Source organism: Rhizobium mongolense USDA 1844 (assembly GCF_000419765.1).
Taxonomy (GTDB): Bacteria; Pseudomonadota; Alphaproteobacteria; order Rhizobiales; family Rhizobiaceae; genus Rhizobium; species Rhizobium mongolense.
The window spans coordinates 218,172-244,950 of the sequence record NZ_ATTQ01000011.1 but is presented as its reverse complement, the minus strand read 5'-3'; the positions used below and the strand labels follow the sequence as shown (position 1 = coordinate 244,950).

Genomic DNA, 26,779 nt, shown 5'->3' with positions numbered 1-26,779 from the left:
ACACCTGAATTTTCAAAAGCCGCTTCGCGTTATGCTAGCGTTCGAAAGGCTCGCCGAGCGAGGCGACGCCATTCAGCTTAAGCAGGCGGCGGTCTGCCGAAATGATGCCCAGCACGATAATCGTGACGAGATAGGGCAGGCTCGCCAGCAGTTGTGATGGGACGTCCAGTCCGGCCGCCTGGGCTGCGAGACCCGTCAGTGACACGGCTCCGAAGAGGCACGCCCCCAAAAAGATCCGACCGGTGAGCCACGTCCCGAAGACGACGAGCGCGATTGCGATCCAGCCACGACCGGCGATCATCCCATCGGCCCAAAGCGGTGTGTAGACGACCGACGCGTAGGCGCCGGCAAACCCTGCCATCGTTCCGCCGAATGCGATGGCGGCGAAGCGGACGGCGATGACTGAATACCCGACAGCATGGGCGGCTTTGGGGTTCTCGCCGATCGCCCGGACGACAAGGCCGGCCTTCGTATAGGCAAACATCGCCCAGATGGCGAATGTCGCGGCAAGGGAAAGCCAGACGACGGCGTCTTGGATGAAAAGGTGGCCGATCACTGGGATATCGGAAAGCCAGGGAAAGGCAAGCTTTGGAAGCCCCTTGACCGTGAGGCTTTCATAAGTCTTGCCGAAGAGCGCCGAGAGGCCTTGGCCGAGAATGCCGATCGCAAGGCCTGTCGCTACTTGGTTTGCCCGAAGTCCGACCGCGATGACGGCAAATACAATTGAGAGTGCGGCGCTGCCGAGACCGGCGGCGACGAAACCCAAAAGATGGCCCCCACCATGATAGACAATGATGAAGGCGAGCACCGCACCGAACGCCATCAAACCCTCGGCGCCGAGGTTGAGAACCCCGGCTCGCTCGACCACCAGCTCGCCGAGAGCTGCAAGGAGGAACGGCGTCGCAGCCGCGAGCATCCCGGTAAGGATGAATTCGATGGCGTTCATGGCTGGCTCCGGTAGGCGGAAAGGCGCCATTCGAGACGGTACCGCACGAAGGGTAAGGCGATGAGATAGGCGACGAGGAGACTACCCTGAAATACGCGGACCGCGGCAATCGGCAAGTTTGCCGACACCATGGCATTGTCCCCCCCGATGTAGAGCGCCGCCATGAACAGTGCAGAGACCACGATCCCGATTGGATGCAGACCGCCGAGATAGGCGACGATAATAGCCGCATAGCCATAACCTGTGGAAATCGAGCGCTGCAACTGGCCGAGGGGACCGGCAACCTCGGCTGCGCCAGCAAGCCCTGCGGCGCATCCGCCAATGAGAAGGGAAAGCCAGATCGCGCGGCCTTCGTTGAAACCGGCGTAGCCGGCGGCACGCGGCGCGAGGCCGCCGACCTGGAGCTTATAGCCGGTGAAGCTCTTCTGCATGAAGATCCATGCCACCATCGATAAGACGATCGTCAGGAGAAGGGAAACGTTGATGCGGGTGCCGGAGATCAAGATCGGCACCATCGCGTCATACTGGAACATCACAGACTGAGGAAAGTTAAACCCGTTGGGATCCTTCCAGGGACCAAGCAGCAGGTAGTTGAGCAACTGCGCAGCAACGAGGCTCAGCATCAGGGAAACGAGGATCTCGTTCGCGTTGAGCCTGACGCGCCAGAAGGCGGTAAGCGATGCCCATGAAGCACCGCCGAGTGCGCCAAGGAACAGCATCAGTGGCCAAATCCATTGACCCGTCGCCTGCGGGAACCATACGGGGATGGCCGAGGCGAAGATCGCACCCAGAATGAACTGGCCCTCGGCACCGATGTTAAAGACCTTGGCACGAAAGCCGATCGCCAGGCCCTGCGCGATGAGGAGAAGGGGGCCTGTCTTCAGCATGACTTCCGAGAACGACGCCCAGGAGAGGAAGGGTTCGAGAAGCATCGCGTAGAAGACGGCGACCGGATCGCGCCCCATCAACACGTAAAGTCCGAGATTGAGAATGGTAGCCACGCCCAGAGCAACGGGAGGCGCAAGCAAGGTGGCGGTCAGCGAGGCGCGCTCCCGACGGACCAGGGTGGGAAGGATAGCTGCAAATGAAGCCCTCATGCCAGAGCCTTCTCCTGCGAAGAATGTGCACCGATCATATATCGCCCGATCTCCTCCGGCCGCGTGTCGCGTGTGACGAGAGCCGGGCTCAGCGTGCCGTGGTGCAACACCTGAATGAAATCGCAGAGTTCGAAAAGCTCTTCGAGCTCCTCTGAAATGATGAGGATCGCCATGCCTTCGTTACGCAGCCCGACAAGCCGCCTGCGGATGGCCGATGCAGCGCCGATGTCTACGCCCCATGTCGGCTGTGCGATGAACAGCAGTTTCGGAGACAGCATGATCTCTCGGCCGACGATGAACTTCTGCAGATTGCCGCCAGAGAGCGAGCCGGCTTCCACCTCTGGGCTAGGCGTGCGGACATCGTACTGGCGGATGCACTCATCGGTGAACGTCATCGCCTTCGCTTCGTCAACGAGACCGTACCTGACTAGGTTGAGCGGATGAGCGGTCAGCAGGCTGTTTTGGGTGAGGGACATTTCGGGTACGGCGCCGCGCCCAAGCCGGTCTTCGGGAACGAAGGCAAATCCAAGCTGCCGGCGAGCAGCCGCATTGAACGTGCCCACGTCCTTTCCCATCATGTAGATCCGCTCGCGCTGTTCTCCTGGCAGGACCACTTCGCCGGAAATGAGCGAGGCAAGCTCGCTTTGCCCGTTGCCGGAAATTCCGGCTATGCCGAGGATTTCGCCCGAACGAACCGTGAGGCTTAAAGTGGAGAGCGGCATGGCAAAGGGGTCATCCGGCCGATAGTCGAGGCCCATGATTTCAAGCCGCTTTTCCCCGCCAGAAATGGGCAACGCCGGCATGGGCTCCGGCATGTCGCGGCCGATCATCATGCGGGCCAGGTCATGAGCATCGTGTTTTCGCGGATCGACATGCCCGGTGACGCGCCCGCCGCGCAGAATGGTCGCCCTGTCGCAGATCGCGCGGATTTCCTCCAGCTTATGCGAGATGAAGAGAATGGAGACGCCACCGTCGCGCAGGCGACGCAATGTCTCGAAGAGTCTCTCCACCGATTGCGGCGGCAGGACGGAGGTCGGCTCGTCGAGGATCAGCAGCTTCGGGTTTGTCAGCAGACAGCGGATGATCTCCACCCGCTGCCGCTCGCCGACGGAAAGCGTGTGCACATGGGCAAGGGGATCGACTTCGAGCCCGAAGTCGCGCCCGAGCTTCCGGATGCCCTCAGTGAGTTCGGCTTTTCGGCCAGCAACGACCAGTTGCGTGTTCTCCACCACCGTCAGGGTCTCGAACAGCGAGAAGTGCTGAAAGACCATGCCGATGCCCTTGCGCCTCGCCTCCGCAGGGGATGCAAGGCTCAAGGGTTCTCCTTCCCAGATAACGGTTCCGCTGTCCGGTTGCTCGACGCCATAGATCAGCTTCATCAGAGTCGATTTACCCGCCCCGTTTTCTCCGAGGATTGCATGGATCGACTGCGGGGCCACGTCCAGGTCGATGGCTTGATTGGCCCGGTTCTGGCCGTAGCTCTTGGAAATGCCGCGCAGCGACAGGAGCGGAACGGTCATGGCTCACTTCGGCAGAGGCGTAGTGACGCCCTTGACGTGCCAATTCATGGCGACGACCTCGCCATCGGTGAGCGTTGCACCAGACGCTGCCGCTTCGCTGCCATCGGCCTTGGTGATCGGCCCTGTGAAGGGAGTGAAGCTGCCGCTGGCGATCTTCGCCTCGATCTCCTTGATCTTCGCCATGGCGTCGGCCGGGATATCCGGATTCCAGTCTACAACCTCGACGACCTTTTCGGCGACGCCGAGGAAGGCATTGCCGCCCTTGAACGTGCCGGCGATATGAGCGTCCACCGAGGCCTTGAAGAACGGCGACCAGTCGGTGGCGACACAGCCGAGATAGGTCTTAGGCGCGTACTTCTTCATCGACGAGTTGAGGTTGAACGCGTAAACGCCGGCTTCCTCGCAGGCCGAGATGACCGACGGCGTGTCCTGCGCGTTGGAAAAGATCACATCGCACTTCTGCGCCATCAGCGCCTTCGCAGCTTCCTGCTCCTTGGCCGGATCGAACCACGAGTTCACCCACACGACCGACACCTCGATATCCGGTTTCACCGACAGGGCACCGAGCGTGAAGGCGTTGATGGACGTGATCAGTTCGGGAATGGCAAAGGCGGACACTGAGCCTAACTTACCGGTCTTGGAGAGCGCAGCGGCTGCCATGCCGAGCAGGTAGGTTCCCTGAAAATACTTGGCTGCGAAGGGCGAGAAGTTCGGTGCCACCTGGAAGCCGGAGGCATGCAGCACGGTGACTGCCGGATTCCGGCGGGCGATCTGCAGGGCGCCGTTCTGATAGCCGAAGGAGCCGGCGATCAGGAATTTGTTTCCGTCGGCGACCGTCTTGTTCATGATGCGGTCGGCATCCGGACCTTCCGGAATGTTCTCGATGACCGTGACCTTTACCTTGTCGCCGTACGCAGCCTTGACGGGTTCGAGGCCGGCGGCAAGGGCGTGTCCCCAGCCGACGTCACCGACCGGCGAGGGGATCACGAGAGAAATACCGAGCGGCTCGTCGGCTGCCATGGAGGACCGGCCGCCAAGCACGCTTGCGGCGCCGGAGGCGGCAACAGCCTTTATCAATGTTCTGCGGGTGAGGTTTTTCAGCATGTCAGTTCCCCTGTTTCGTTTTTAGAATTCCATTGTCGCGAGAGCGGCCTCGGCTTCGGCGAACAGCCGCATTTCGTCGAGCCCGATGAACTCGCCCTTAGCCCAGACGATGCGTCCGTTGATCATGGTCATGTCGGTAGGCATTCCGATGCCTACTTTGGCAATCAGGCTCAGCGGGTCATGCCGCGTGCCGATGTAGTCCATGCGCCGGGTGTCGATTGCAAAGAGGTCGGCGGCCATCCCGGGAGCAAGCCGGCCGATATCCCGGCGGCCGAGGAGGGCCGCCCCGCCGGTCGTCGCATAGCCGAGAAAATCGACCGGAGGCGGGACGGGATGCGCGCGTGTCGAGGCTGTCAGACACTGCAGCATATAGGCGGAGCGCAAGCAGTGCATCAGGTTTGAATTGTCGTTCGAGGCGGCTCCATCGCAGCCGAGACCGACGCGGAGACCGAAGGCCGACATGGCCGGAATATCGGTGACCTCGGCGCCGACCAGATAAACCGGCTCGGGGCAATGGGAGACACCGGTGCCGCTTGCCGCCATCATGCGCAGTTCGTCATGAGTGAGTTCCCAGCAATGGGCATAAAAGGTATCGGGACCGGCAAATCCAATTTCTGCGCAGTAATCCACCGTCCTCATGCCGTGTCGAGCCTTGATGACGGGGCTTTCGCCTTCGCCGACATGGGTATGGAGTTGCACGCTGCGGTCGCGCGCCAGCGCTGCCGCCTCGACGAAGGTCTCTCTATAGCAGTTGACCGGCTGACAGGGCGCGACCACGACCTGCCGCATGCTGAAGGGGCTCCTATCGTGGTAAGTGTCGATCAGGCGCGTACAATCGGCGATGAATTCGTCCGTCGTCTCCAGCATGGGGTCCGGGACGGTCGAGCCTTCGGACTTCGGCAGCGTGTTGCCGCCGCGGCCCGCATGAAAACGCATGCCCAGCAGGTCGGCTGCCTCGAACTGGCGGTCGATCAGTTGCTTTCCAGCGCGGCGCGGGAAGCAGTACTGGTGGTCGAAGGCCGTCGTGCACCCGTGCTTGATCATCTCCGCCATGGCGGTGACGGAGGCATGGTAAAAGCAGTCCTCGGTCAGACGCGCGAAGATTGGATAGATGCGATCAAGCCATTCGATGACCGCCAGCTTCGTCCAATCGAGATCCGCCCGGTTGCGTACGAAGCACTGGAAGAAGTGGTGGTGGGTATTGACGAGCCCCGGGTAGACGAACCAGCCGGTCGCGTCTTGGGTGATGGTCCCGGCCGGCAGCTCTTCCTTGTAGAGGTTTTCGCCGATCGCTTCGATCGAAGGACCGTTTGTCAGCAGGTCCACGTTCCGGCAGACACGCAGCCCCTCGCCATCATTGGCAATGACGGCAGCACAGTTCGTTAGGAGATAGCCCGCCACGTCACACCTCGCCCGGTTCGGCGTAGGGTTCGGGCTTTAATTCGTGCAGCCTATGGATGCCAGGCATCTCGACAAAATTATCGAGGCTGCGGATTGCACGCGACCAGAGCCTGATGGCGGGATAGGAGTCGAGCGGGATGCCGCCATCCGGCGCGAGCGCCACGTAGGGAAAGCAAGCGATATCAGCAATTGTCGGGCGGTTCGACGCGAGGAACTGAAATCCCCGCAAGCCCTGTTCGACCAGGTTCGCTTCCAGTTCGCGAAGCGCAGCAATCCCTTGTGCTTGAAGCGAGGCGATGTCCCCCGGCCGCAGAAGCATTTCATGAAGGCGCGCGCCTCCGAGGTTGGCGGTCAGCCGGTGTGAGAACGAAAGCCACTGCTGGACGCGCGCTGTTTCTACCGGCGTGCCGCTGCCCAGCCACTTTGGCGCGGACTTGGCGGCGAGGTAGGTAAGCATGGCGGCGGATTCGGTCAGGATCAGATCCCCATCTTCCAAGATCGGGATCGAGCCCGCCGGATTAAGCGCCATGAGCTCGAGGCTGCGATGCTCGGCGCCGGGATGAAAATCTACTGGCCGGATTTCCAGCTTCACCCCGGCCAGTGCCGCCATCAGCCGAACTTTGTAGCAACTGGGTGAGAGAACGTAATCATAGAGCTTCATTGCGCCACCAATTGTGCCCCGTAGGTGTAGTGGTGGCGTTTCAGCCAGCGTCTGTAAGCGATCGAAGTCAGGTCGGCTCTGGTGGGGATTTCCATTCCGGGATCGAGGGGCAGGAGCCTGGGGATCTGGTTTTCGAGAATGGACCGGTCCTGCAGGAAGATCGTCTGCTGAAAGTGAATCAGGTCGGTCATCGGCGTGACATCGTCGAAGAGCGCCATCCACGGCCAGACGTCGCACAGGTCTTCGGCGAGGGGTTGGACGAAGAGGGCGATGACATCCCATTCACCAGGACGGGGCGGACAGGTCTTGTAAAGGACGGAGCAGGTCGGCGCCGGCACGCGGTACATGTATTCGGTCGTGATGCCGCCGCTTGCCGACTTGGCAGCCTGCGGTTGGTAGAATTTAACCTGCGTGGCCCAGACCTCATCTACTTCTTCGCGGATTTCGACCTTGTAGTCCTGAACCTCGGTGTGTGGCTCCGCGCCCAAGATGTCGGTGTGCACAAAGGGAAAGTGCGCTATGTCGAGAAAGTTCTCCACTGCGCGCAGCGGCGAGCAGCGCACGCGAGCGACACCCACATCGACAAACCGGCGGCCGGGCTGATCGGCCTCGGGAATCGGAAAAAGATCCTTTCGAGGTTTGCCGAGAGAGGACCAGATGTGGCCGTAGCGGAGGCAAACGGGGAGAAAGCGCCCGTCGCTGGATTTCACGTTGATGTTTCCGTGGGCGTCAAGCGCCACTTCGATAGGCTCTCCCATCAGGGCGGTCTTGCGCCCATCGATGTCGAGCTGGCTGAAGAGACCGACGGGATACCACTCGTCGATCATTGCATTTTGCCTCATGACGCTTTCCCCTGAAGCTCCTCGGCCATCCGCCGCAAAGTTTCGGATGCCCGTGACGCGGCAATGCGCGCGGCCAGGCAGGTATCATTGTCCAGCAGGACATGAATCAATGTCTGGCCGTTGTCTTGCGGGACGAGCAACAGCCGGATCGTCTGGCTATTCTGCGCATGCCAGACAAGGCCTTCCGGGCCTGCCTTTCCGTTCGCAGCGGCCTCGACCGCCTCAGTACCGGCATCTGCCACCAGGGAGCGCAATGGAGCAAGGCCTTCAAGCCGCGGGGGCCCAGCCATAAGTTGCTCTGCGGCAACCCAGATGACGCCGTCAGACTCTTCGACCTGTTGCGTCTCCAAGCGGATCGTTTCGGGCGGCGTGAGGCCTGGATGGGCCGGGATGCGCAGGCAGGTTCCAGTCCGGGTGTAGCTCCAGCCGTGATAGATGCACGAAAGTGCCTCGCCACGCACGAAGCCGTGAGACAAGCGCATGCCGCGATGCGGACACCGGTCTGCCGATGCTGTCACGTGCCCCGACCGACTTCGCCAAAGAGCAATCGGCCCGGCTGGCGTCCGTGCCGGAATAACGGTTCCCGCTGGCAAATCCGCGGAAAGGGCGACTGGCGTCCAAGAGCCCGTCGTGTCAGACAGCATCACTCGGCTTTCTATATAAAATCAATGGCCTGGTTGCTGAATCCGCGGCTAAGGGTCGGCGGCCCGCCAATCAGCACGGTCAAGTTTGCATAATTTTTTCGCATTGGCAATCTTGATTAAATATAAGGCATACGATGCGCATGCAGGCAGGAAAGGATCGATCGCGACGTCAGCCGGTTCCCCCATCAATTGGTGTGCGGTGTATCGTCTCGACCCAGACATCGATGGGCCCGAGCAAACATCCGATCTCCATCATGTCGATCAGTTCCACGGGCCCGGCGATGTCGAGCTCGACCCGGTCGGAACTGGTATGGACGATCGCCTGCGCAAGCCCGAGCTTAGCGGCATGGCGTCGGATCCAAGGAAGGAAGGAAGCGGCATCAAGTTCGCCGAGGATCGTCATTCGCTCCCGAAAGTCGCTTTGATGTTGTTCCGTCATGAAAGGCCCTAAGCTTGGTATCTTGGCACAGAGCATAGCGCCCAAGTGGACTTATGAAAGGGTGGTCATCAAAGCGCGCCTCAGCCGCGCTTGCTGTCGCGGTCTGCGGTAGGCACTGCCCTTTGCAGCCGATCAGTCGCGCAAGCGGGGCTTCACAGTTCGTTCTCCTGGCCGGGATCCAGCAGATCAACAAGCCGCGCAATTCTTCCCGTCGGCAACGGACGGCCTTCATCGGCCAGAGCTTCTTCAGCATTCACCCAGGCCCAGGCCTCTGCCAGTTCCCTTGCCGAAGCTCCTGTCGCCAAAATGTCCGCAAGCAAGACCTCGTCAACCGGACCGATGATGGCCCTTACTTCGCCTGACGATAGGGTCATTTCAATCACCTCCCTCCCTCACGTTCGACACTTCATGACTGCGGCTGTGCCAGCACACTGTGTCGCTGGTGGCAGCCAATAGTACACGCATCGCATCCAACCGCGGCAATGCCGCGCCGGGTAAAAGTCCGGCGCGGATCGTCGTCATGTTCGATCAAGCCACCTGCTTTTCGCCTTCGATCTGTAGCGGCCCAGTCTCCTCTTTGGCCTGCTTGGCCTCATTCGTTCCGATAGCAATGCGCCGCGGCTTCATCTCTTCGGGGATCTCGCGTTTCAGCTCGACCGACAGAAGGCCGTTCTTCAGCCTCGCACCAAGCACCTTGACGTGGTCGGCCAGCTCGAAGCGTCGTTCGAATGATCGGCCGGCGATGCCGTGATGCAGATATTGCATATCCTCCTTGTCGGGCTTCGCACCGGCAATAACGAGCACGTTTCGCTCATGTGTGACCGACAGATCTTCCTCGGCGAAACCTGCAACTGCCATGGTTATGCGGTACTCGTCCTCGCCTGCCTTGACGATATCGTAAGGCGGCCAGGTATCGACAGCTTGAAATCGCTGCGCATTGTTGAGGAGATTGAAGACGCGGTCAAAGCCGATGCTGGACCGGTAAAGGGGGGCGAAGTCGAATTCGTTTCTCATAGCCATATCCTCCGTAAAGCAACATGGAATGGAGACGCGTGGAAACTCGCGTCTCCAACATCAGCCCCGTACTGGCGGCTGACGGAACTGATTTGGTTGCGGAGTTTTCAGGTTCAAGAGCGTTCAGACAAAAATTGGCACTCCAGGCCCGAGAGTGCTAAAAATTGTCGCCGCCGTTCCTGCGATGCCGTCGTTGGGCAGCTGCGCCTAAATAATGAGCAGTTGCCGCTCGGTGCCGCTGTGAGAAAACCGAGACAATCGAAAAACCTTATAGAATCAATTTGGCAGAAACTGGCACGCGTCTTGCTTTGAACATAGTGAGTTGGTGGCTAGGGTTCCGGCGCTTGACAAGCGTGCTGGTCCGAGAGCTGCCGTCGGTGGGAGAGAAATCCTGCCGGATGCACGGCGGGACAAAAGCCCGGGAGACCTCGTAAGCCAAGGGATTGGCGGCGCGATGGTCTTTGCCAATCCCTTTTTGAAAAAAGCAAAAGGGGAATTTCAATGCAGACTTTTTCGAAGCTTCTTTCCATCACCGCCTTGACCGCCTACTTCATCCTGGGCTTCGGCCCCACCGTCGAGGCTGCCCAAAAGACCGAGTTCAAGGTTGCATGGTCGATCTATGTGGGCTGGATGCCCTGGGGCTATGCTGCCGACCACGGCATCGTCAAGAAATGGGCCGATAAATACGGCATCAAGATCGATGTGACCCAGTTCAACGACTACGTCGAGTCGATGAACCAGTATACGGCCGGTGCCTTCGATGCCGTGACGCTCACCAACATGGATGGCCTTTCCATTCCGGCCGCCGGCGGCGTCGATACGACCGCCGTGATCGTCGGCGACTTTTCGAATGGCAATGACGCCGTAATCCTCAAGGACAAGACGAGTCTTGCCGAAATCAAGGGCCAGAATGTCAATCTGGTCGAGTATTCCGTCTCACACTACCTGCTTGCTCGCGCGCTCGAAAGCATCAAGCTGACAGAGCGCGACGTGAAGGTCGTCAATACGTCCGACGCCGACATGGTCGGCGCCTATAAGACGCCCGACGTCACCTCCGTCGTCACCTGGAATCCGCTGGTCTCCAGCATCCTTGAGGATCCTTCGGCCAAGAAGGTATTCGACAGTTCGCAGGTTCCTGGCGAAATCATCGACCTGATGGTCGCCAATACTGATGCGCTCAAGGACAATCCGAACTTCGGCAAGGCGCTGGCAGGCATCTGGTATGAGACCGCGGCGCTGATGGAGGCGGATACGCCGGACGGCAAGGCAGCCCGCGAGACGATGGGGTCGGCCTCCGGCACCGACCTTAAAGGTTTCGAGGCGCAAATCGCTGCGACCAAGCTCTTCGCCAAGCCTGCTGACGCCGTCGCCTTCACCGTGTCCCAGAGTCTTCCCAAGACGATGGATCTGGTGCGCAACTTCCTCTTCGAGAAGGGCCTGCTCGGCAGCGGTGCGCCGTCGGCGGATGTCATCGGGATCGAAATGCCGGACGGCAAAATCCTCGGAGACAGCGGCAACGTCAAGCTGCGCTTCACCGAGACCTACATGAAGGCGGCCGCTGACGGGACGCTCTGAAGTTCGACCGGCGGCGCGGGAAAACTGCGCCGTGTCATTCCTTCATCAGCGGAGCTTTCCTCATGCGCTGGATCAATATCAAGCCAGGTCGGGGCGCGCAATTTGCCCTGATGCTGATGCCCTTCGTGCTGCTGATCATAGCCTATGCCTTCGGCTCGGCGGCGCGCCTGTCCGAGAATGCCAACGATAAGTTGCTGCCCACTCTCTCCGGCTTTTCCCAGGCGATCGAACGCATGGCCTTCATCGCGGATCAGCGTACCGGCGAATACCTGTTCTGGTCGGATACCTGGGCGAGCCTGATCCGGCTTTTCGCAGGCCTCGGCATCTCCACAGCAACCGCGCTGCTGATCGGAATGCTGATCGGCATGCTTCCGTATCTGCGGGCGCTCCTCGCTCCCTTCATCGCTGTCGTCTCTATGGTGCCGCCCCTGGCGCTGCTTCCCATCCTCTTCATCGTGATGGGTCTCGGCGAGACATCCAAGATCGCTCTTATCGTGATCGGCGTCGCGCCGACGATGATCCGCGACCTGGCCCTAAAGGCGCTGGACTTGCCGCGCGAGCAGGTCGTCAAGGCCGAGACGCTTGGCGGCTCCTCGTGGCAGATCGCCTTGCGCGTGGTGCTGCCGCAGATCCTGCCGCGGCTGATCATCTGCCTCAAGCTGCAGTTGGGGCCCGCCTGGCTCTTCCTGATCGCGGCCGAAGCGATTTCCTCGGAATCCGGCCTCGGCTACCGCATCTTCCTCGTCCGCCGCTATCTGGCGATGGACGTGATCTTTCCCTATGTCGTCTGGATCACGCTCCTCGCCGTCCTGACGAACTACGTCCTTGATCGCATCCGCGTCGCCGTCTTCCCCTGGTCCGAACTGGAGAAGCAGGGATGAGCGAACTCAGGATCGAAAATCTCTGGAAGGAATATGGCGACCAGATCGTGCTCGAGAACGTGTCGCTGACCGTCCCCTCGCGCGCCTTCGTCGCACTTGTCGGGCCTTCCGGCTGCGGCAAGTCGACGTTCCTGCGTATGCTGCTCGGTCAGGAACGGCCGACCAGGGGCCGGATTTTGCTCGATGGCGAGCTTCTTCCGGCGCAGCCCGGTGCCGATCGGGGTGTCGTCTTCCAGCGCTATTCTGTCTTTCCGCATCTAACCGTGCTCGGCAATGTGCTGCTCGGCAAGGAACTTTCCGGCGCGCGCTACATGGCGAAGCTCTTCGGAGCGGCGCGGCGCAATGCGATTGCCGAGGCGCAGCAATTGATCGGCGAAGTCGGCCTTGCCGGGGCGGAGGACAAATATCCGGCACAGCTTTCCGGGGGCATGCAGCAACGGCTGGCGCTTGCCCAGGCGCTAATCATGAAGCCCAAGGTGATGTTGCTTGACGAGCCATTCGGCGCGCTCGATCCGGGTATCCGCGCCGAGATCCACATACTGATGAAACGGCTCTGGCACGAAACGCAGATGACCGTCGTCATGGTTACCCATGACATGCGCGAGGCTTTCACGCTTGCAAGCCGCGTGGTCGCCTTCGAGCGGCGCCGCGATCGACCCGAGGAGAAGCTGCGCTACGGCGCGACCATCACTAAGGACATCTCAATCTGGCCGCCACGCCAAGCCGGATCGCCTTCGATCTTCAGCCCCGACCGGGACGGCCTGGTCGCTTACCAGGGGCATTGCCGGGACGACCTGGCTTCGTCAGGAGAAACCCAGCCATGACACGCGTCAGACGTTCGCCGGAAGAAATCGCTGCCAACCGCGCGCGTTACGAGGAGCATCAGAAGAAGGGGCTCGATTTTGCACCCAAGGCACTGCCCGGTGCGAGCCCATTGCCGGCGCCTGAGATCGCGCCCGACAAGATCATTCACCGCGAGGTAATCCCGGGTGGCTGGTATTGGTCGACCCATATCAAGAAGCACGAGGCATTCCGTGTCAGCCTCGACAGCGGATTCTCGACCATTTCCCTCATCGCCTGGAGTGCCGCCGACACCAGCGAGCGGTTGAACCTACCCGATACAGTGAAAGTGCAGTGGACAACTGCTCTTGGGAAGGGCCGTGTGATTTTCTCTGACATGGGGCGGGTGATGTTTTCGGTGACGGAAGACTCGTCCGGTGCCCACGACGGGCTGGTGGGCGGTTCCACATTCACGTCGAACGCGGCAAAATACGGACAGGGGACACGCAACACCCGTGACAACCTGATCCTCCTTGCAACCAAAGCCGGGCTCGATAAACGCGACATTCCGCCGGGCCTCGCACTGTTTGCTCCGGTCCGCGTCGACCGGAACGGGGCATTTTTGTGGAAGCCGGAACTTCTGCACGAAGGCGATTATGTCGAGTTGCGCGCCGAGATGGATATGATCGTCGGTTTTTCCAACTGCCCCCATCCGCTCAATCCGGACACGGTCTATCGACCCAACCCGGTGACCGTCACGCGTATTGCGGCGACCGAGCCCCCGAGCGGCGACCTTTGCCGGACTGCGACCGCCGAGGCTGTTCGCGGCTTTGAAAACAACGCGCGGGAAGCCGTGTGAGGGAAACATGACCATGACCGATTTCATTCAGACAGCGCCGGGCCGCACGCTCAAAAACGCCGCACAGGACCATTACATCCCGGCCGAGGCACCATTTTCGGCGGTGGTCCGGAAGGGACAGACCATCCGAATCGAGGACACTTACGGCCAACAGGCGATCGACACGCTGTTTTACAATGCCAAGGACTTTTCCGAGCGCTACTCCAACCAGGATACGATGCGCGAACAGGGTGCGGCCTATATTTCGACCGGCACGAGGATCATCTCCAATGAGGGCCGGGTGATGCTGACAATGACCGCCGACAGTTGCGGGCGCCACGATACGTCCGCCGGTGCCTGCTCTTGCGAGAGCAATACGGTACGTTTCGGCCACGGCACGAAATATCTCCATGCCTGCCGGGACAATTTCGTTCTTGAAGTCTCCAAGCACGGCATGAGCAAGCGCGATGTCGTCCCCAACATCAATTTCTTCATGAACGTCCCGATCGAGCCAAGCGGCGAGATGACGATCGTCGACGGGATCTCCGCGCCGGGTGACTATGTGGAGTTGAAAGCGGAGATGGATGTTTTGCTCGTCATTTCCAATTGCCCGCAGATCAACAATCCCTGCAACGGTTTCGATCCTACCCCGATCCGGGTGCTGGTCTGGGACAGCGAGATCTGACATGTTCAAGAAGGTTCTCATCGCAAACCGGGGCGAGATCGCTGTCCGGATCATCAAGACGTTGCAGCGCATGGGTATTGCATCGGTCGCCGTCTTTTCGGATGTCGACCGCTTTTCCAAGGCGGTGTTGATGGCAGACCAGGCGGTTAGGCTTGGCCCGGCGCCGGCGGCCGAAAGCTACCTCGACGTCGAGGCCGTCATCGCGGCCTGCATGGCAACAGGTGCCGAGGCCGTCCATCCCGGCTACGGCTTCCTTTCGGAGAATATCGACTTTGCCGAGCGGCTGGCAAAGGTAGGCATCGCCTTCATTGGCCCGACGCCCGGCAATATCGCGGCTTTCGGGCTCAAGCACACCGCCCGCGAGCTGGCGCAAGCCTGCGGGGTGCCGCTCCTTCCCGGCAGCGGCCTGCTGGAGACGAGCGAAGCCGCGCTTACGGCCGCAGCCGGCATCGGATATCCGCTGATGCTGAAATCGACCGCCGGCGGCGGCGGCATCGGTATGCGACTCTGCGATGACCCCGAACAGCTGACGGCGGCCTTCGAGAGCGTGCAGCGCACGGCGTGCGCAAGCTTCGGTGATGCGCGCGTCTATCTCGAGCGCTTTGTCGCCAAGGCCCGCCATGTTGAAGTGCAGATCTTTGGCGATGGCAATGGCCGAGTGATCGCGCTTGGCGATCGCGACTGCTCGTTACAGCGCAGGAACCAGAAGGTGATCGAGGAGACACCGGCGCCGGGATTGCCGGATGCGGTTCGCACGCGGCTGCATGCTGCGGCCGTCGCGCTCGGCGCCTCCGCCGGCTACCGCTCGGCGGGAACGGTCGAATTCATCTACGATCCTGCGCGTGAGGAATTCTACTTCCTCGAGGTCAATACCCGCCTGCAGGTCGAACATCCGGTGACTGAGGCAGTCTTCGGCATCGATCTCGTCGAATGGATGATCCGCCAGGCGGCTGGAGAGGATATGCTGGCCAGTAACGCGGCCCTTATACCCAGCGGCGCGGCCATCGAAGCGCGCATCTATGCCGAAATGCCGCATGCGGAGTTCAGACCAAGCGCTGGACTGCTGACCGAGGTCGTCTTTCCGAAAAACGTGCGTGTCGATGGTTGGATCGAGACCGGCACCGAGGTCAGCCCCTATTACGATCCCATGCTTGCCAAGGTGATCGTGAAGGCCGAAGATCGCCCCGCCGCAATCGCGGCACTCGGCAAGGCTCTTAAGGAAAGCGCGATTTCCGGAATCGAGACCAATCTCGAATATCTGAGGGCGATTGCGGCTTCGCAGCTCCTGTCGAGTGGTGATGTGGCGACGACGGCGCTTAATGATTTCGCCTTCGTGCCCGAAGTCGTCGAGGTGATCGCGCCAGGCGCCCAGTCGAGCTTACAGGAATTGCCCGGGCGGCTGGGTCTCTGGCACGTCGGGGTACCGCCATGCGGGCCGATGGACGAGCGATCCTTCCGCCATGCCAACCGGCTGGTCGGAAATGCCGACGAGGCGGCAGCTCTCGAACTCACCGTATCCGGCCCAGTGCTCAAATTCCTCTCGGATGTCAGGATCGCACTTGCCGGCGCGCACATGCCGATGACCCTCGACGGTGCGTCGATTCAGCAGGGAGTGGCGATCCTCGTCAAGGCGGGCCAGACGCTTGCGATCGGGACGATTGCTGGCGCCGGCCAGCGCTCGTATCTCGCCGTCGCCGGCGGATTTGCAGCACCGGTAGTGCTCGGTTCACGAGCAACCTTCGGCCTGGGACAGTTCGGCGGCCATGCGACCGGCACGCTTCGCGCCGGACATGTGCTGCGGCTTGCCCGCACGCCGCAGCCGACATCGAAGCCGGCCGACGACCCAGCCGAGCTCACGCGCGCCTGGGAGGTCGGCGTCCTCTACGGCCCGCATGGCGCTCCCGATTTCTTTTTGACGGAAGACATCGAAACGCTGTTTTCGACGGAATACGAAGTCCATTTCAACAGTGCCCGCACCGGCGTGCGGCTGATCGGTCCGGCGCCCACGTGGGCCCGCACCGATGGCGGCGAGGCGGGGCTCCACCCGTCGAACCTGCACGACAATGCCTATGCCGTCGGCGCAATCGACTTCACCGGTGACATGCCGATCATCCTCGGCCCCGACGGACCGAGTCTCGGCGGTTTCGTTTGCCCGGCGGTGATTGCGCGCGACGAACAATGGAAGATGGGCCAATTCAAACCGGGCGACAAGATTCGCTTCCACGCGGTGAAACGCACCGGAGACCCGATCGCCGGGCCGATGGTCAAGCGTATCGGCGATGCCGCCGGCTGCCCGATCGTCGGACGGAACGAGACGGGGCCGGTCCCCGTGATCTATCGCCGGCAGGGAGACGACAACCTGCTGGTCGAATATGGGCCAATGCAGCTCGACATTGCGCTCCGCTTGCGTGTCCATCTTTTGATGCAGGCGATCAAGGAGGAGAAACTCACCGGGCTTATCGATCTTACACCCGGCATACGATCGCTGCAGATCCACTATGGCGGAAGCGGCCTCACCCGTACAAGCCTTCTTGGCCTGCTCTCCGAGATCGAAGCTTCCCTGCCGCCGGCGCAGGCAGTGAAGGTGCCAAGCCGGATCGTGCATCTGCCGCTCTCCTGGAACGATTCAGATGCCGAACTTGCGATGCGCAAGTACCAGGAACTCGTCCGGCCGAATGCGCCCTGGTGCCCGTCGAATATCGAGTTCATCCGACGCATCAACGGCCTGGCCGACGAACAGGCGGTGCGCAAGGTCGTCTTCGACGCCAGTTATCTCGTACTCGGGCTCGGCGACGTCTATCTCGGCGCTCCGGTTGCCACACCGGTGGATCCCCGGCATCGGCTGGTGACGACAAAATACAATCCCGCCAGAACCTGGACGCCGGAAAATGCCGTCGGCATCGGGGGCGCCTATATGTGCATCTACGGCATGGAAGGTCCCGGCGGCTATCAGTTGTTCGGCCGGACGATTCAAGTCTGGAACACTTGGCGCCAGACGCCGTTCTTTTCCAAGGACAAGCCCTGGCTGCTCGATTTTTTTGACCAGATCCGCTTCTTCCCCGTGAGCCACGAGGAACTGACCGAGGCGCGCGCCGCCTTCCCTTATGGCGGTTATCCAGTCCGCATCGAGGAAACCGAATTCAGCTATGCGGCCTATGAGGCGGAGCTTTCCGCCAATGCACAGGCGATTGGCGGCTTTAAGGCCAATCAGCAATCGGCGTTCGAGGCCGAACGCAAGCGCTGGAAGGATCTCGGCCTTGACAGCTTCGTCGTCGACGAGGGCACCGGCAGTGGCCTTGGGGGCGAAATACCCGAAGGCTGCTTTGGCGTCGAAAGCGCCGTCCCCGGAAACGTCTGGAAGATCCTCGTCGAGGAGGGCCAGCCGATCGCCGCCGGTCAGACGCTCGCCATTATCGAATCCATGAAGATGGAAATTAATGTGACCGCCCATGCCCCAGGTCGCGTCCGCGATCTGCGCGCAGGCCCCGGCCGCAACGTGAAAGCCGGCGATGTCCTCGTCGTGCTGGAGGAAATCTGATGCTCCCTACCATTCTCGATCTCGCTTCGCTCCAATCCGCCTATGCAGCCGGCCTTTCGCCCCTCGATCTCGTCGAGCAGCTGATCGCCCGACGCAGAGCTGCCGATGATCCGGCGATCTTCATCACACAGACCCCCGACGATGATTTGCGCGCCGCCGCCAGGGATCTGATGGCCCGCGCTCCCGGGCCAAACAGTCTCCCGCTCTGGGGCATCCCCTTCGCGGTCAAGGACAATATCGATGTTGCCGGCTTGCCGACGACGGCGGCTTGCCCGGCCTTTGCTTATCGCCCCGAGCAGGACGCGACGGTGGTGGCGCGGCTGACAACCGCCGGCGCGTTGGTGATCGGCAAGACCAATCTCGACCAGTTCGCCACCGGCCTCAACGGCACGCGGTCGCCCCACGGCGCGCCGCGCTCGGTCTTCGACAGGAATTATGTGTCGGGCGGCTCGAGTTCCGGGTCGGCCGTTGCCGTTGCTTCGGGCCTGGCGAGCTTCGCGCTCGGCACCGATACGGCCGGTTCCGGCCGCGTGCCGGCGGCCTTCAATAATCTGGTCGGCATCAAGCCGACGCCGGGGCTCGTGCCGAATGTCGGCGTGGTTCCCGCCTGCCGCAGCGTCGATGTCGTCACCGTCTTTGCCGCGACGGTCGGCGACGGCGTTGCGATCCGCAAAGTGATGGAGGGTTATGACGCCGCCGACCCCTTCTCACGCAAGGCAGTTCCCGCCAGCCTGCCCGCATCCGGCCTGAGGATCGGCGTGCTCGACGGAGCCGAACGGGAATTCTTCGGCAACAAGGATGTCGAAGGCCTCTATGATGCGGCCATCGAAAGGGCGCGTGCTCTCGGTGCCACCATCGTTCCTTTCGATTATGCCCCGTTCCGGCAGGCGGCCGAATTGCTGTATAACGGCCCCTGGGTCGCCGAACGGCTGGCCGCGGTGAAGGAGTTTCTCGCGACGAATGCCGGTGATTTTGATCCGACGGTGCGCACTATCATTGAGGGTGCGAAAGCCTATGATGCCGTTGCCGCCTTCGAGGGCAGATACAAGCTCGAAGCGCTCCGGCAGAAGACCAGGCAGGAATGGCAAAAGGCGGATATTTTGATGCTGCCGACCTCGCCGACCACTTATACGGTCGAGCAGATGATGGCGGATCCGATTGTCAAAAACGGTCATTTCGGCCGGTACACCAACTTCGTCAACCTGCTCGATTGCGCGGCGATCGCCGTCCCAGCCGGATTTGATGCGGACGGCCACCTGCCGGCCGGTGTCACGCTGATCGGCCCGGCCTTTTCCGACGACGCTCTCGCCCCTTTAGCCGACGCCATGCACCGGACCTTGAACATGGGGATGGGTAAGGACCGCGCGGCCGTCATCCCCGAGGTAAGCCATGTGCCGCAGGCCGATGATCGCTCGGTGCCGATCGCTGTCGTCGGGGCACATCTGACTGGCATGCCGCTCAATTACGAGCTCACGGCAGGAGGTGGGCGCCTTGTCAAAACTTGCCGGACTGCAGGTGACTACCGGCTATTTGTCCTTCCGAACACAGCCCCGCCAAAACCCGGTCTGGTGCGCCAACCTGGGTATCAGGGAAAAGGTCTCGAAGTCGAAGTCTGGGCGCTGGCTCCAGAAGCCTTTGGTCGCTTCGTGCAAAATATCCCCGGACCGCTCGGCATCGGCAAGCTTGTTCTCGATGATGGCTCCAGCGTCTCAGGATTTATCTGCGAAGCCTATGCCGTCGATGGCGCGCACGAGATTACCGAACTCGGCGGCTGGCGACACTACATGCGGATGAAGACCGAAACAGAGGAAAAGGACAGAGGATGAGGACATCACTGGCGGTTCGGCCTCCCGTGCAAAAACGACGCTCCCCCTCCGAGACTGGGTATGGCTTTTTTTGGCTTCGTGTCGTTCGCCTCGTGCGATCCCCAACGGATAGCGGCTTACGCGACGTTATGGGAGGACGTGAAGCGCTGAGGACACAACCAGGCGCCGCAAGCAATAGCCCTCACAGAAGCAGCACAATCTAGCGAAAGCCACTTGCGGCCGCCAAATTTTTGCCGGCATGTCAAGTCCTTCGTCGGAAGCAGCGGCAAGGTTGGCACATCACGCCACGCGTGGCCGAAGGTTTCGAACTGGAATAAGTAGTCAGCCGGTTCTGGTTTCGTCGCCCGCGAGAGACGTAGGATGGCCACCGGGCGGTGGCGCGCAATGTTGGACCAGCTGGGCCGATGTTACTGGGCCAGGACGTACACAGCATCTGAGGCCGCACTTCCCACCGGCTTCAAGAATCACGGTCCTTGGTCAGCAGCGTTGAAAGCCAGACTCAGGGCCAGCTTGATGCCGGCCGTCTTTGTGTTGTTCAGTTTGCTGATGCGATCAAGCGATGCGAATAGCCCGATGCGCCACGCTCATTGGAATGCCTATCAGCCGCTCGTACTCCGCCTCGGGCAGGCCGTAGCAGCCACCGGCAATTTTCTTGAGCTTTTCCCTGTCGATGATGCGTACGTTACCCCGCGTTGATCTGATGGCGTGGATGCCTTCGAGGATGTGTAACTCGTTTGTCACGCCAGCACGCCGAACACCGAGCATCATTCCCAGGAATTCATGGGTAAGCGCGAGATTGTCACCCTCGAGACGGTCATGACACATCAGCAGCCATCGCGCGAGGCGCTCCTGCATGCTGTAGCGCGCGTTTGCGAGAGCTGAATGAGCAAGCTGCAAGCTCGCCGAATGCACGTAGCGCAGCAGCAAATCTCTCGTCGGCTTATGGTTGTTGATAATGGTCATGAAGTGTTCGACCGGAACGGCTATTCCAGTTCCGGCGACTTGCATGAATGTTCTGTTCGGGGTGCGGTCGGTCATTAACAGCACATGGTGACCACCAAGACCCTCCCGTCCTATATGCCCGACCTCAACCGCCTCATCGTCGGAGCTGACGGCAACCATTGACGCAAGGCCGCTCTCGATAAAGCAAACATGTAAGATGGGCGTGTCGGATTCGACAACAACTTGTCTGAGGCCAAGATCGATTGCGGTCATTTCCGACCTGAGCCGCTCGAAGGCTTCCGGCGCCAATGCCCTAAGCAGTCTGTTCGCAACGGTCGCCTGTGAGAAGGATGGCATTGACGTCTCCAATCAGGTTAGAGCCCGGTCCCACGCCAAGCGCCACGAGGATTAGCTATTCGCTGGTTTATGCATCCAAGCACAGCACAGGGCTAGAACTTGAAAGCGCTCTGTACAGTTCTGACATATCTGCGGCGGTTGCCGGGGAGCTCAGAGGCGCCATATTCGATGACGGCCAGGGTACTCGATGGTCGCTGCGACCGATAGGACGAGAATGGTTGTTCCATCCTCCCGCGCAGCGATCATCCGCCAGTCAAAGGCTTCTGCTCCGTTGAAAGAGCCGGTTCGCAGGCGAGAGCGTTTCCCATCTGCGGACAAGCAGCAATCATGCGCTCGTTCTTTGCCAAAGGAAAGTTATACTGGAAGAGCCGGTCTGAGAACCGCCAGCGCCGTCTATGACCGGTTGAAGAGGGAGAAGCATCGCCAATGCCGGAGCGATATTATCGACCCGGAGGATGCCGATCGGTATGAGCCCAGATACTCGCAACCACGCGCAAGGGCACATTCGTGTAGCTCGCTCAGACGGACTCGCCAGGCGGCTCGACCAGCCTGCCTGTGTCGAGCTCACTCGTGTTTCGCGGCTGCGTATCGAAGTGGTCTTCCTCCCGAAAAACGGGGCAGTGCCCGCGATCCGTCAGCCAGGCCCCGGCGCGTCCTGCGGGCGCTGCTGCTCGGTCCGGGAAGAGGCGGCCTCGCCAAGCACCCGAGATCGTCAGCGGAGAATTGGACGCGTTACCGACAATCGACACTGCGAATTCCGAAAGCCTGCGGCGCAAGCGAACTGAGCCTTGCACTTCATTCGGTGTTAGAGAAACATCTTGAATTCGATCGAAGTCTTTGCCACCTGATCGATCGTTTTTTTATCATGGGAGATCATGACGTATGACGACGACCGCCACGCACAACACTGCCGAAAACCACATCTTCGAAGCCGATGTGGCGCGCCTTCTGCATATGATGGTGCATTCGGTCTATTCGGATAAGGATGTCTTTCTGCGTGAACTGATCTCGAACGCCGCCGATGCGTCCGAGAAGCTGCGGTTCGAGGCGATTGCCACACCCACAATGCTTGCAAACGATCCGGACGGCCGGATTACGCTATCGCTCGACGAGGAAAAGCGCCAGTTGGTCGTCGAGGACAACGGTATTGGTATGAGCCGTGACGAATTGATCGAGGCGCTCGGCACCATTGCCCGCTCGGGCACCCGTGCCTTCATGGAGCGCATTGAGGCCAACAAGACCGGCGAGAGCGCACAACTGATCGGACAGTTCGGTGTCGGCTTCTATTCCTGCTTCATGGTTGCCGAACGCGTCGACGTGGTTTCCCGGCGTGCGGGCGCCGATGAGGCTTGGTTGTGGTCGTCCGATGGTCGGGGCAGCTATAGCGTCAGCCCCGTGGACGTGGTGGATGCTCCGCCGCGTGGCACGCGCATCACTTTGCATTTGATGGAGGACGCCAAGACCTACACATCCCGTTGGTCGGTCGAGCGGATCGTCAAGGAGCAATCCGGCCACGTTCCCGTGCCGATCACGATGATTGAAAAGCCGGGCGCCGAAGCGATCCAGCTCACCGACGGTACCGCTCTTTGGACTCGTTCGAAAAGTGACATTTCGGCCGAAGAGTATACGGATTTCTACCGCGGTATTTCCGGACAATATGACGAGCCTGCCGTGACTGTTCATTTCCGGGCGGAAGGACGGCATGAGTATACTGCACTAGCCTTTGTTTCGGGATCGCAGCCGTTCGACATGTTTGATCCTGACCGCAAGGGCCGGATGAAGCTTTATGTAAAGCGTGTCTTCATCACCGACGACACCGAACTCATGCCGCGTTATCTTCGCTTTGTGAGAGGCCTGATCGATACCGCAGATCTTCCCCTCAACGTTTCGCGCGAGATGATCCAGGCGAGCCCCATTCTGGCGGCGATCAGGAAGGGCGTCACCAGCAGGGTCGTAGCAGCAATCGAAAAACTCGCCGAGACCGATGCGGACGCCTTCATCAGATTTTGGGAGAATTTCGGTTCAGTCGTTAAGGAAGGCATTTACGAGGATTTCGAACGCCGCTTGCAGCTGATTGCCCTGTCGCGCTTTCGAACCACGGTCTCGAGTGACGGGTATCGCTCTCTGGCAGATTATGTGAAAGATGCCAAACAGGATCAGAGCGCAATTTATTATTTGACCGGCAACAGCCTGAATCAGCTGAAGGCATCGCCACAGCTAGAAGGATTTCGCGCTCGCGGCATCGAGGTCCTGCTGTTGACCGACTCCATCGACAGCTTCTGGGTGATGAATGCACCCGAATTCGAAGGAAGGACCTTCAAATCGATCACGCAAGGCGCAGCCGACCTGGCGCAGTTCGCCACGTCCAATGACGAAGCAGCCACGAACAGCGAAGTGTCGGCGGATCTCGAGAACTTCATCGCCTTTGCCCGCGAGACGCTTGCAGGCCAGGTGTCGGATGTTCGTGCCTCCGATCGACTGACGGAAAGTGCGGTTTGCCTCGTCGCATCTGAGCAAGGCTACGACCGCCAGATGGAAAAGATACTGCAGGGCGCAGGACGGCTCCAGTCGGCTGCAAAGCCCATCCTGGAGATCAATCTCGAGCATCCGCTGGTGAAAGGAATTGCTGCCAAAGACGACGGCTCTTCGCTAAGGGAGGATGCAGCATTGCTCCTGCTTGACCAAGCACGGATCCTTGATGGCGACAGACCCGTCGATCCCCGTGCCTTTGCCGAGAGACTGACACGGGTATTCCAAAGAGCGTTGCAATCTTGATGGAGAGCTGGCGGTAGGCTTACCCTGCCGCAATAGTCAGCGTCACCAGGGAACGCTTGCGGAACCGTGCTCGACATGGGCAGGACGCGTTACGAATGTGACTTTGTCGGCGGACGGCATGTTCCGCCGGCAAAGGGGCCACCTAACCGTTTTCTTTGCTGCGATAGACGTCCGGCAGGATAAAGATCTCATCGGCGCGGCCGTAACCGCCGTTCCTTCACCTCCTCGATAAGCACCATGGTGTGCGGCCTTGCGGCCTCTGGAAAATACTCGACGAGCATGTTCGTCGTGCGGTGCACGATCTCCTGCTTCTGGGCGCGGTTCAGCGCGCCTTCCGGTGTCTTGATGTTCACGAATGGCATGGTTTTATCCTCGGTTCGAGCTTGCTTCAGATCATGCCGCCATTGACGCGAAGTACCTGACCGTTCACCCAGGCACCTTCCGAGCCGGCCAGGAAGGCAACGACCGAAGCGACATCCTCCGGTTGGCCAAGCCGGTTCAGCGGTATCGTTCTGACGATGGAATGGCCCAGTTCATCCGATTTGCCGATCATATCAAAACATCGCTGCTGCCACTGGGCAGTACACGTCGCACAATCGCCCGGAGAAAAGGGGTCAGTTTCGAGGAGTGGCGGGTGACCTGAAAGCGGAGCGGATCAGGTCGATGATGTCGGGTCGTCTGACGGTGCGACAAACCGCGGCCGAAATTTTGAACATACCTTTTCGCGCGTGTCAGATCACTCGTGGATCTAGAAATGCTTGCTTACTCGGAGACATAGCCGTCTTATTACTCCTTCGCTTAAGCCTTTGGGACAGGCTTCGATGCACGAGAAATATGTTATGCTTCGATCTCGCGCACGCCTCCCAGACCATCGACGCCCACGGGCGTGCGTTCCGCCAGTCCTATTCTGGCATCTGGCCCTGCCCCGTCTGCCCCCAGCCCGCAGGGCCTTTTTTATGAGGGTTTGAGCCGACGTTCCACCAATTTGGAGGAATTGAATGGGGCATTCCGTCTGGGCATTGCGAGCAAGCCCACTCATGCATCGTGTTCATTTGTCAGCCCGAGCAGTAATCCCGAACACTGCAATAAGGATTTCAACGATTTGCTTCTGGAAGTGGCCCCTATAAGCGCAAGCCAGCTTAGGGATCCAAGCGACATCCCGATATGTCAAAGGGCTGCGCGGCGGCGCGCTCTTCTAGACGGGTGGCCTTTCACCTTGGCCGTCAACGATCACGAACGGCTGCCGCGGGAGCATGTAATGCGTGGCGACTATATGAGCTCTGTCCCGAAAGAAAGCAGCCACTCCTTGTACGCGACCAGCCCACGCGCAATTCCCTGTTGACAGCATTGTTATCGATAACATACCATGTCTTGCAGGTTCACAGTGCTTTGGGAGGAGCGCCGATGTCGAGCGAAAAACTGCTGGAGTTTCGCTCCATCACCAAGGAGTTCGGCGGCACCCGCGCCTTATCGCAGGTATCGCTGGATTTGCATTCGGGGGAGATCCTGGCGCTTCTTGGAGAAAACGGCGCGGGCAAATCGACACTCATCAAGACCCTAGCCGGCATCTACAAGCCGGACGGCGGCGATATTCAGTTCCGTGGTGAACCCTATGTCCATCGGCCGCCAAAGCCTAACGAACGTCAGCCTCTCGCCTTTATCCATCAGGACCTTGGCCTGATCGAATGGATGACGGTCGGCGAAAACGTCGGATTGGCGCAGGGTTTCTCCATGCGTTCGCGCCTGATCGACTGGAAGCGAACGGAGGAGCGGGCCAGGGAGGCGCTGAATCTCGTCGGCTGCGATTTTGATCCGTCGACGCGTGTCCAGGATCTCACCCGTACGGAAAAGTCGCTTGTGGCGATTGCCCGCGCGCTCGCCGTGGAAGCGGACGTGCTTGTTCTCGACGAGCCGACCGCCAGCCTTCCGGCTGATGAGGTGGAGCGTCTCTTCGATGCTATCCGTCCGCTGAAGGCGCGAGGGGTGGCGATGATCTACGTGTCGCATCGGCTCGATGAGATTTTCCGCATCGCCGACCGGGTCGCGGTCTTGCGCGACGGGCGCCTGGTTGGCCAGAAGCCGGTCGCACAGACGACGCCGGACGAATTGATTGAAATGATCGTCGGCCGCAAGACGGACCAACTCTTCGCCAAAGCGACAAGCAATCCGGGTGAGACGATCGTCACCGTTCGGGATCTTGCCTGCCGCAGTGCCGGACCTGTCTCGTTTGATATCCGGAAAGGAGAGCTGCTTGGGTTGGTTGGCTTGCGCGGCGCCGGTCAGGAACTGATCGGCCGGGCCCTCTTTGGCTGCGATGCTTTTTCCGGCGCGGTAGATGTCGGTGGGGCGGTACCGGACCTGTCGAGCCCGGTCGCTGCAATGAGGTCCGGCATAGGCCTGATTGCGCGCGACCGCACCGAAGAATCCGTTGCCATGTCGCTGTCGCTTCGGGAAAACACCTTCCTCAATCCGGCAGCGTCCGGACGCAGGCTCCTTTCTTTCCTGTCGCCGTTTAAAGAAGCGTCCCTGGCGCGCACGATCGGCGAGAGTGTCGGATTGAGGCCGAACGACCAGAGCCTGCCGATCGAGGCGCTATCGGGGGGCAACCAGCAGAAGGTGGTTGTCGGCCGCTGGCTTGCAACTGGCCGCAAGCTTCTGATCGCCGAGGATCCGACCGCAGGCGTAGATGTCGGCGCCAAGGCCGACATCTATCGGCTGATCGCCCGTGCGCTTGAGGCGGGTCTGGCTGTCGTCGTCGTGTCGACGGATTTCGAGGAAATCGCCCATATCTGCCATCGTGCCTTGGTGTTTTCACGCGGACGGATTGTACGTGAATTGCAAGGTGCGGATTTAACCACATCGGCGGTGATCGCTGCCGCGTCGGCTTCAGAGGCCGCTTGAGTTCCGGGAGAAG

22 protein-coding genes, 2 pseudogenes and 1 riboswitch are annotated in these 26,779 nt (G+C 60.4%); of the genes and pseudogenes, 9 read left to right on the top strand and 15 right to left on the bottom strand.

The window, feature by feature from the left end; translation table 11 throughout:
• Positions 1–34: 34 nt before the first annotated feature.
• The 11 genes from A3C3_RS0122345 to A3C3_RS0122295 all read right to left on the bottom strand — a co-directional run bounded on the left by A3C3_RS0122345 (position 35) and on the right by A3C3_RS0122295 (position 9,668).
• Positions 35–946: an ABC transporter permease gene (locus A3C3_RS0122345; RefSeq protein WP_022716815.1), complete on the bottom strand. Its 912-nt coding sequence runs from the start codon at positions 944–946 to the stop codon at positions 35–37.
• On the bottom strand, positions 943–2,043 hold the full coding sequence (locus A3C3_RS0122340; RefSeq protein ID WP_022716814.1) for an ABC transporter permease: 1,101 nt from the start codon (positions 2,041–2,043) through the stop codon (positions 943–945). The genes A3C3_RS0122345 and A3C3_RS0122340 overlap by 4 nt, the downstream gene beginning before the upstream one ends.
• Complete coding sequence (locus A3C3_RS0122335) at positions 2,040–3,563, bottom strand: ABC transporter ATP-binding protein (protein ID WP_022716813.1); 1,524 nt, start codon at positions 3,561–3,563, stop codon at positions 2,040–2,042. The genes A3C3_RS0122340 and A3C3_RS0122335 overlap by 4 nt, the downstream gene beginning before the upstream one ends.
• Positions 3,564–3,566: 3 nt before the next feature.
• Positions 3,567–4,664 (bottom strand): BMP family ABC transporter substrate-binding protein, encoded by a 1,098-nt coding sequence (locus A3C3_RS0122330; protein WP_183906826.1) that lies wholly within the window; start codon positions 4,662–4,664, stop codon positions 3,567–3,569.
• A 24-nt stretch (positions 4,665–4,688) separates the two neighbouring features.
• Entirely contained in the window at positions 4,689–6,068 is a 1,380-nt protein-coding gene (locus tag A3C3_RS0122325; RefSeq protein ID WP_022716811.1) for an amidohydrolase, read from the bottom strand.
• Between the two features lies 1 nt (position 6,069).
• Entirely contained in the window at positions 6,070–6,729 is a 660-nt protein-coding gene (locus A3C3_RS0122320; protein WP_022716810.1) for a glutathione S-transferase family protein, read from the bottom strand.
• Positions 6,726–7,571, bottom strand: coding sequence for an aromatic ring-hydroxylating oxygenase subunit alpha (locus A3C3_RS0122315; RefSeq protein ID WP_022716809.1), 846 nt, complete (start codon positions 7,569–7,571; stop codon positions 6,726–6,728). The genes A3C3_RS0122320 and A3C3_RS0122315 overlap by 4 nt, the downstream gene beginning before the upstream one ends.
• Positions 7,568–8,215: a Rieske 2Fe-2S domain-containing protein gene (locus A3C3_RS0122310; RefSeq protein WP_022716808.1), complete on the bottom strand. Its 648-nt coding sequence runs from the start codon at positions 8,213–8,215 to the stop codon at positions 7,568–7,570. Before A3C3_RS0122310 ends, A3C3_RS0122315 begins: the two co-directional genes overlap by 4 nt.
• Before the next feature lie 169 nt (positions 8,216–8,384).
• A complete protein-coding gene (locus tag A3C3_RS0122305; protein ID WP_028739896.1) occupies positions 8,385–8,654 on the bottom strand; it encodes an acylphosphatase in 270 nt (89 codons plus the stop codon).
• Between the two features lie 152 nt (positions 8,655–8,806).
• Complete coding sequence (locus A3C3_RS0122300; RefSeq protein ID WP_022716806.1) at positions 8,807–9,028, bottom strand: hypothetical protein; 222 nt, start codon at positions 9,026–9,028, stop codon at positions 8,807–8,809.
• 154 nt (positions 9,029–9,182) lie between these two features.
• Complete coding sequence (locus tag A3C3_RS0122295) at positions 9,183–9,668, bottom strand: Hsp20 family protein (protein ID WP_022716805.1); 486 nt, start codon at positions 9,666–9,668, stop codon at positions 9,183–9,185.
• Between the two features lie 318 nt (positions 9,669–9,986).
• A riboswitch (guanidine-I (ykkC/yxkD leader) is annotated at positions 9,987–10,095 on the top strand.
• Positions 10,096–10,169: 74 nt separating this feature from the next.
• Here A3C3_RS0122295 and A3C3_RS0122290 point away from each other — a divergent pair.
• From A3C3_RS0122290 to atzF, 7 genes are all read left to right on the top strand, one after another.
• Positions 10,170–11,243, top strand: coding sequence for a putative urea ABC transporter substrate-binding protein (locus tag A3C3_RS0122290; RefSeq protein WP_022716804.1), 1,074 nt, complete (start codon positions 10,170–10,172; stop codon positions 11,241–11,243).
• A 62-nt stretch (positions 11,244–11,305) separates the two neighbouring features.
• Positions 11,306–12,124: an ABC transporter permease gene (locus A3C3_RS0122285; RefSeq protein WP_022716803.1), complete on the top strand. Its 819-nt coding sequence runs from the start codon at positions 11,306–11,308 to the stop codon at positions 12,122–12,124.
• Positions 12,121–12,948: an ABC transporter ATP-binding protein gene (locus A3C3_RS0122280; RefSeq protein WP_022716802.1), complete on the top strand. Its 828-nt coding sequence runs from the start codon at positions 12,121–12,123 to the stop codon at positions 12,946–12,948. The genes A3C3_RS0122285 and A3C3_RS0122280 overlap by 4 nt, the downstream gene beginning before the upstream one ends.
• Positions 12,945–13,763: an urea amidolyase associated protein UAAP1 gene (locus A3C3_RS0122275; protein WP_022716801.1), complete on the top strand. Its 819-nt coding sequence runs from the start codon at positions 12,945–12,947 to the stop codon at positions 13,761–13,763. The genes A3C3_RS0122280 and A3C3_RS0122275 overlap by 4 nt, the downstream gene beginning before the upstream one ends.
• Positions 13,764–13,776: 13 nt before the next feature.
• The gene (locus A3C3_RS0122270; RefSeq protein ID WP_028739895.1) at positions 13,777–14,427 is read left to right on the top strand and encodes an urea amidolyase associated protein UAAP2; all 651 of its coding nucleotides are present in this window, start codon (positions 13,777–13,779) and stop codon (positions 14,425–14,427) included.
• A gap of 1 nt (position 14,428) precedes the next feature.
• On the top strand, positions 14,429–17,965 hold the full coding sequence (uca, locus tag A3C3_RS0122265) for an urea carboxylase (RefSeq protein ID WP_022716799.1): 3,537 nt from the start codon (positions 14,429–14,431) through the stop codon (positions 17,963–17,965).
• On the top strand, positions 17,965–19,791 hold the full coding sequence (atzF, locus tag A3C3_RS0122260; RefSeq protein ID WP_022716798.1) for an allophanate hydrolase: 1,827 nt from the start codon (positions 17,965–17,967) through the stop codon (positions 19,789–19,791). The genes uca and atzF overlap by 1 nt, the downstream gene beginning before the upstream one ends.
• Positions 19,792–20,343: 552 nt before the next feature.
• On the opposite strand, the gene A3C3_RS0122255 is transcribed toward atzF, so the two are convergent.
• Both A3C3_RS0122255 and A3C3_RS0122250 read right to left on the bottom strand, forming a co-directional pair.
• Entirely contained in the window at positions 20,344–21,090 is a 747-nt protein-coding gene (locus A3C3_RS0122255) for a Crp/Fnr family transcriptional regulator (RefSeq protein ID WP_022716797.1), read from the bottom strand.
• A 518-nt stretch (positions 21,091–21,608) separates the two neighbouring features.
• Positions 21,609–21,839: a hypothetical protein gene (locus tag A3C3_RS0122250; RefSeq protein ID WP_145611722.1), complete on the bottom strand. Its 231-nt coding sequence runs from the start codon at positions 21,837–21,839 to the stop codon at positions 21,609–21,611.
• 133 nt (positions 21,840–21,972) lie between these two features.
• Here A3C3_RS0122250 and htpG point away from each other — a divergent pair, with 133 nt between their 5' ends.
• Positions 21,973–23,865, top strand: a complete 1,893-nt coding sequence (gene htpG, locus A3C3_RS0122245; RefSeq protein ID WP_022716795.1) for a molecular chaperone HtpG — start codon at positions 21,973–21,975, stop codon at positions 23,863–23,865.
• Between the two features lie 142 nt (positions 23,866–24,007).
• Here htpG and A3C3_RS41695 read toward each other — a convergent pair.
• A pseudogene (locus A3C3_RS41695) lies at positions 24,008–24,227 on the bottom strand (tautomerase family protein).
• A gap of 26 nt (positions 24,228–24,253) precedes the next feature.
• Positions 24,254–24,412: pseudogene (locus tag A3C3_RS43865) on the bottom strand (SDR family oxidoreductase); the annotation flags it as partial.
• 857 nt (positions 24,413–25,269) lie between these two features.
• On the opposite strand from A3C3_RS43865, the gene A3C3_RS0122230 reads away from it, so the two are divergent.
• Positions 25,270–26,766, top strand: coding sequence for a sugar ABC transporter ATP-binding protein (locus tag A3C3_RS0122230; RefSeq protein WP_022716793.1), 1,497 nt, complete (start codon positions 25,270–25,272; stop codon positions 26,764–26,766).
• The last annotated feature ends 13 nt before the right edge of the window (positions 26,767–26,779 follow it).

Excerpts from the sequence above, each read along its gene's own strand:
- A3C3_RS0122345 (WP_022716815.1), bottom strand. The coding sequence starts at position 946 with ATGAACGCCATCGAATTCATCCTTACCGGGATGCTCGCGGCTGCGACG.
- A3C3_RS0122340 (WP_022716814.1), bottom strand. The coding sequence starts at position 2,043 with ATGAGGGCTTCATTTGCAGCTATCCTTCCCACCCTGGTCCGTCGGGAG.
- A3C3_RS0122335 (WP_022716813.1), bottom strand. The coding sequence starts at position 3,563 with ATGACCGTTCCGCTCCTGTCGCTGCGCGGCATTTCCAAGAGCTACGGC.
- A3C3_RS0122320 (WP_022716810.1), bottom strand. The coding sequence starts at position 6,729 with ATGAAGCTCTATGATTACGTTCTCTCACCCAGTTGCTACAAAGTTCGG.
- A3C3_RS0122315 (WP_022716809.1), bottom strand. The coding sequence starts at position 7,571 with ATGAGGCAAAATGCAATGATCGACGAGTGGTATCCCGTCGGTCTCTTC.
- A3C3_RS0122310 (WP_022716808.1), bottom strand. The coding sequence starts at position 8,215 with ATGCTGTCTGACACGACGGGCTCTTGGACGCCAGTCGCCCTTTCCGCG.
- A3C3_RS0122305 (WP_028739896.1), bottom strand. The coding sequence starts at position 8,654 with ATGACGGAACAACATCAAAGCGACTTTCGGGAGCGAATGACGATCCTC.
- A3C3_RS0122300 (WP_022716806.1), bottom strand. The coding sequence starts at position 9,028 with ATGACCCTATCGTCAGGCGAAGTAAGGGCCATCATCGGTCCGGTTGAC.
- A3C3_RS0122295 (WP_022716805.1), bottom strand. The coding sequence starts at position 9,668 with ATGAGAAACGAATTCGACTTCGCCCCCCTTTACCGGTCCAGCATCGGC.
- A3C3_RS0122290 (WP_022716804.1), top strand. The coding sequence starts at position 10,170 with ATGCAGACTTTTTCGAAGCTTCTTTCCATCACCGCCTTGACCGCCTAC.
- A3C3_RS0122285 (WP_022716803.1), top strand. The coding sequence starts at position 11,306 with ATGCGCTGGATCAATATCAAGCCAGGTCGGGGCGCGCAATTTGCCCTG.
- A3C3_RS0122280 (WP_022716802.1), top strand. The coding sequence starts at position 12,121 with ATGAGCGAACTCAGGATCGAAAATCTCTGGAAGGAATATGGCGACCAG.
- A3C3_RS0122275 (WP_022716801.1), top strand. The coding sequence starts at position 12,945 with ATGACACGCGTCAGACGTTCGCCGGAAGAAATCGCTGCCAACCGCGCG.
- A3C3_RS0122270 (WP_028739895.1), top strand. The coding sequence starts at position 13,777 with ATGACCGATTTCATTCAGACAGCGCCGGGCCGCACGCTCAAAAACGCC.
- uca (WP_022716799.1), top strand. The coding sequence starts at position 14,429 with ATGTTCAAGAAGGTTCTCATCGCAAACCGGGGCGAGATCGCTGTCCGG.
- atzF (WP_022716798.1), top strand. The coding sequence starts at position 17,965 with ATGCTCCCTACCATTCTCGATCTCGCTTCGCTCCAATCCGCCTATGCA.
- A3C3_RS0122255 (WP_022716797.1), bottom strand. The coding sequence starts at position 21,090 with ATGCCATCCTTCTCACAGGCGACCGTTGCGAACAGACTGCTTAGGGCA.
- htpG (WP_022716795.1), top strand. The coding sequence starts at position 21,973 with ATGACGACGACCGCCACGCACAACACTGCCGAAAACCACATCTTCGAA.
- A3C3_RS0122230 (WP_022716793.1), top strand. The coding sequence starts at position 25,270 with ATGTCGAGCGAAAAACTGCTGGAGTTTCGCTCCATCACCAAGGAGTTC.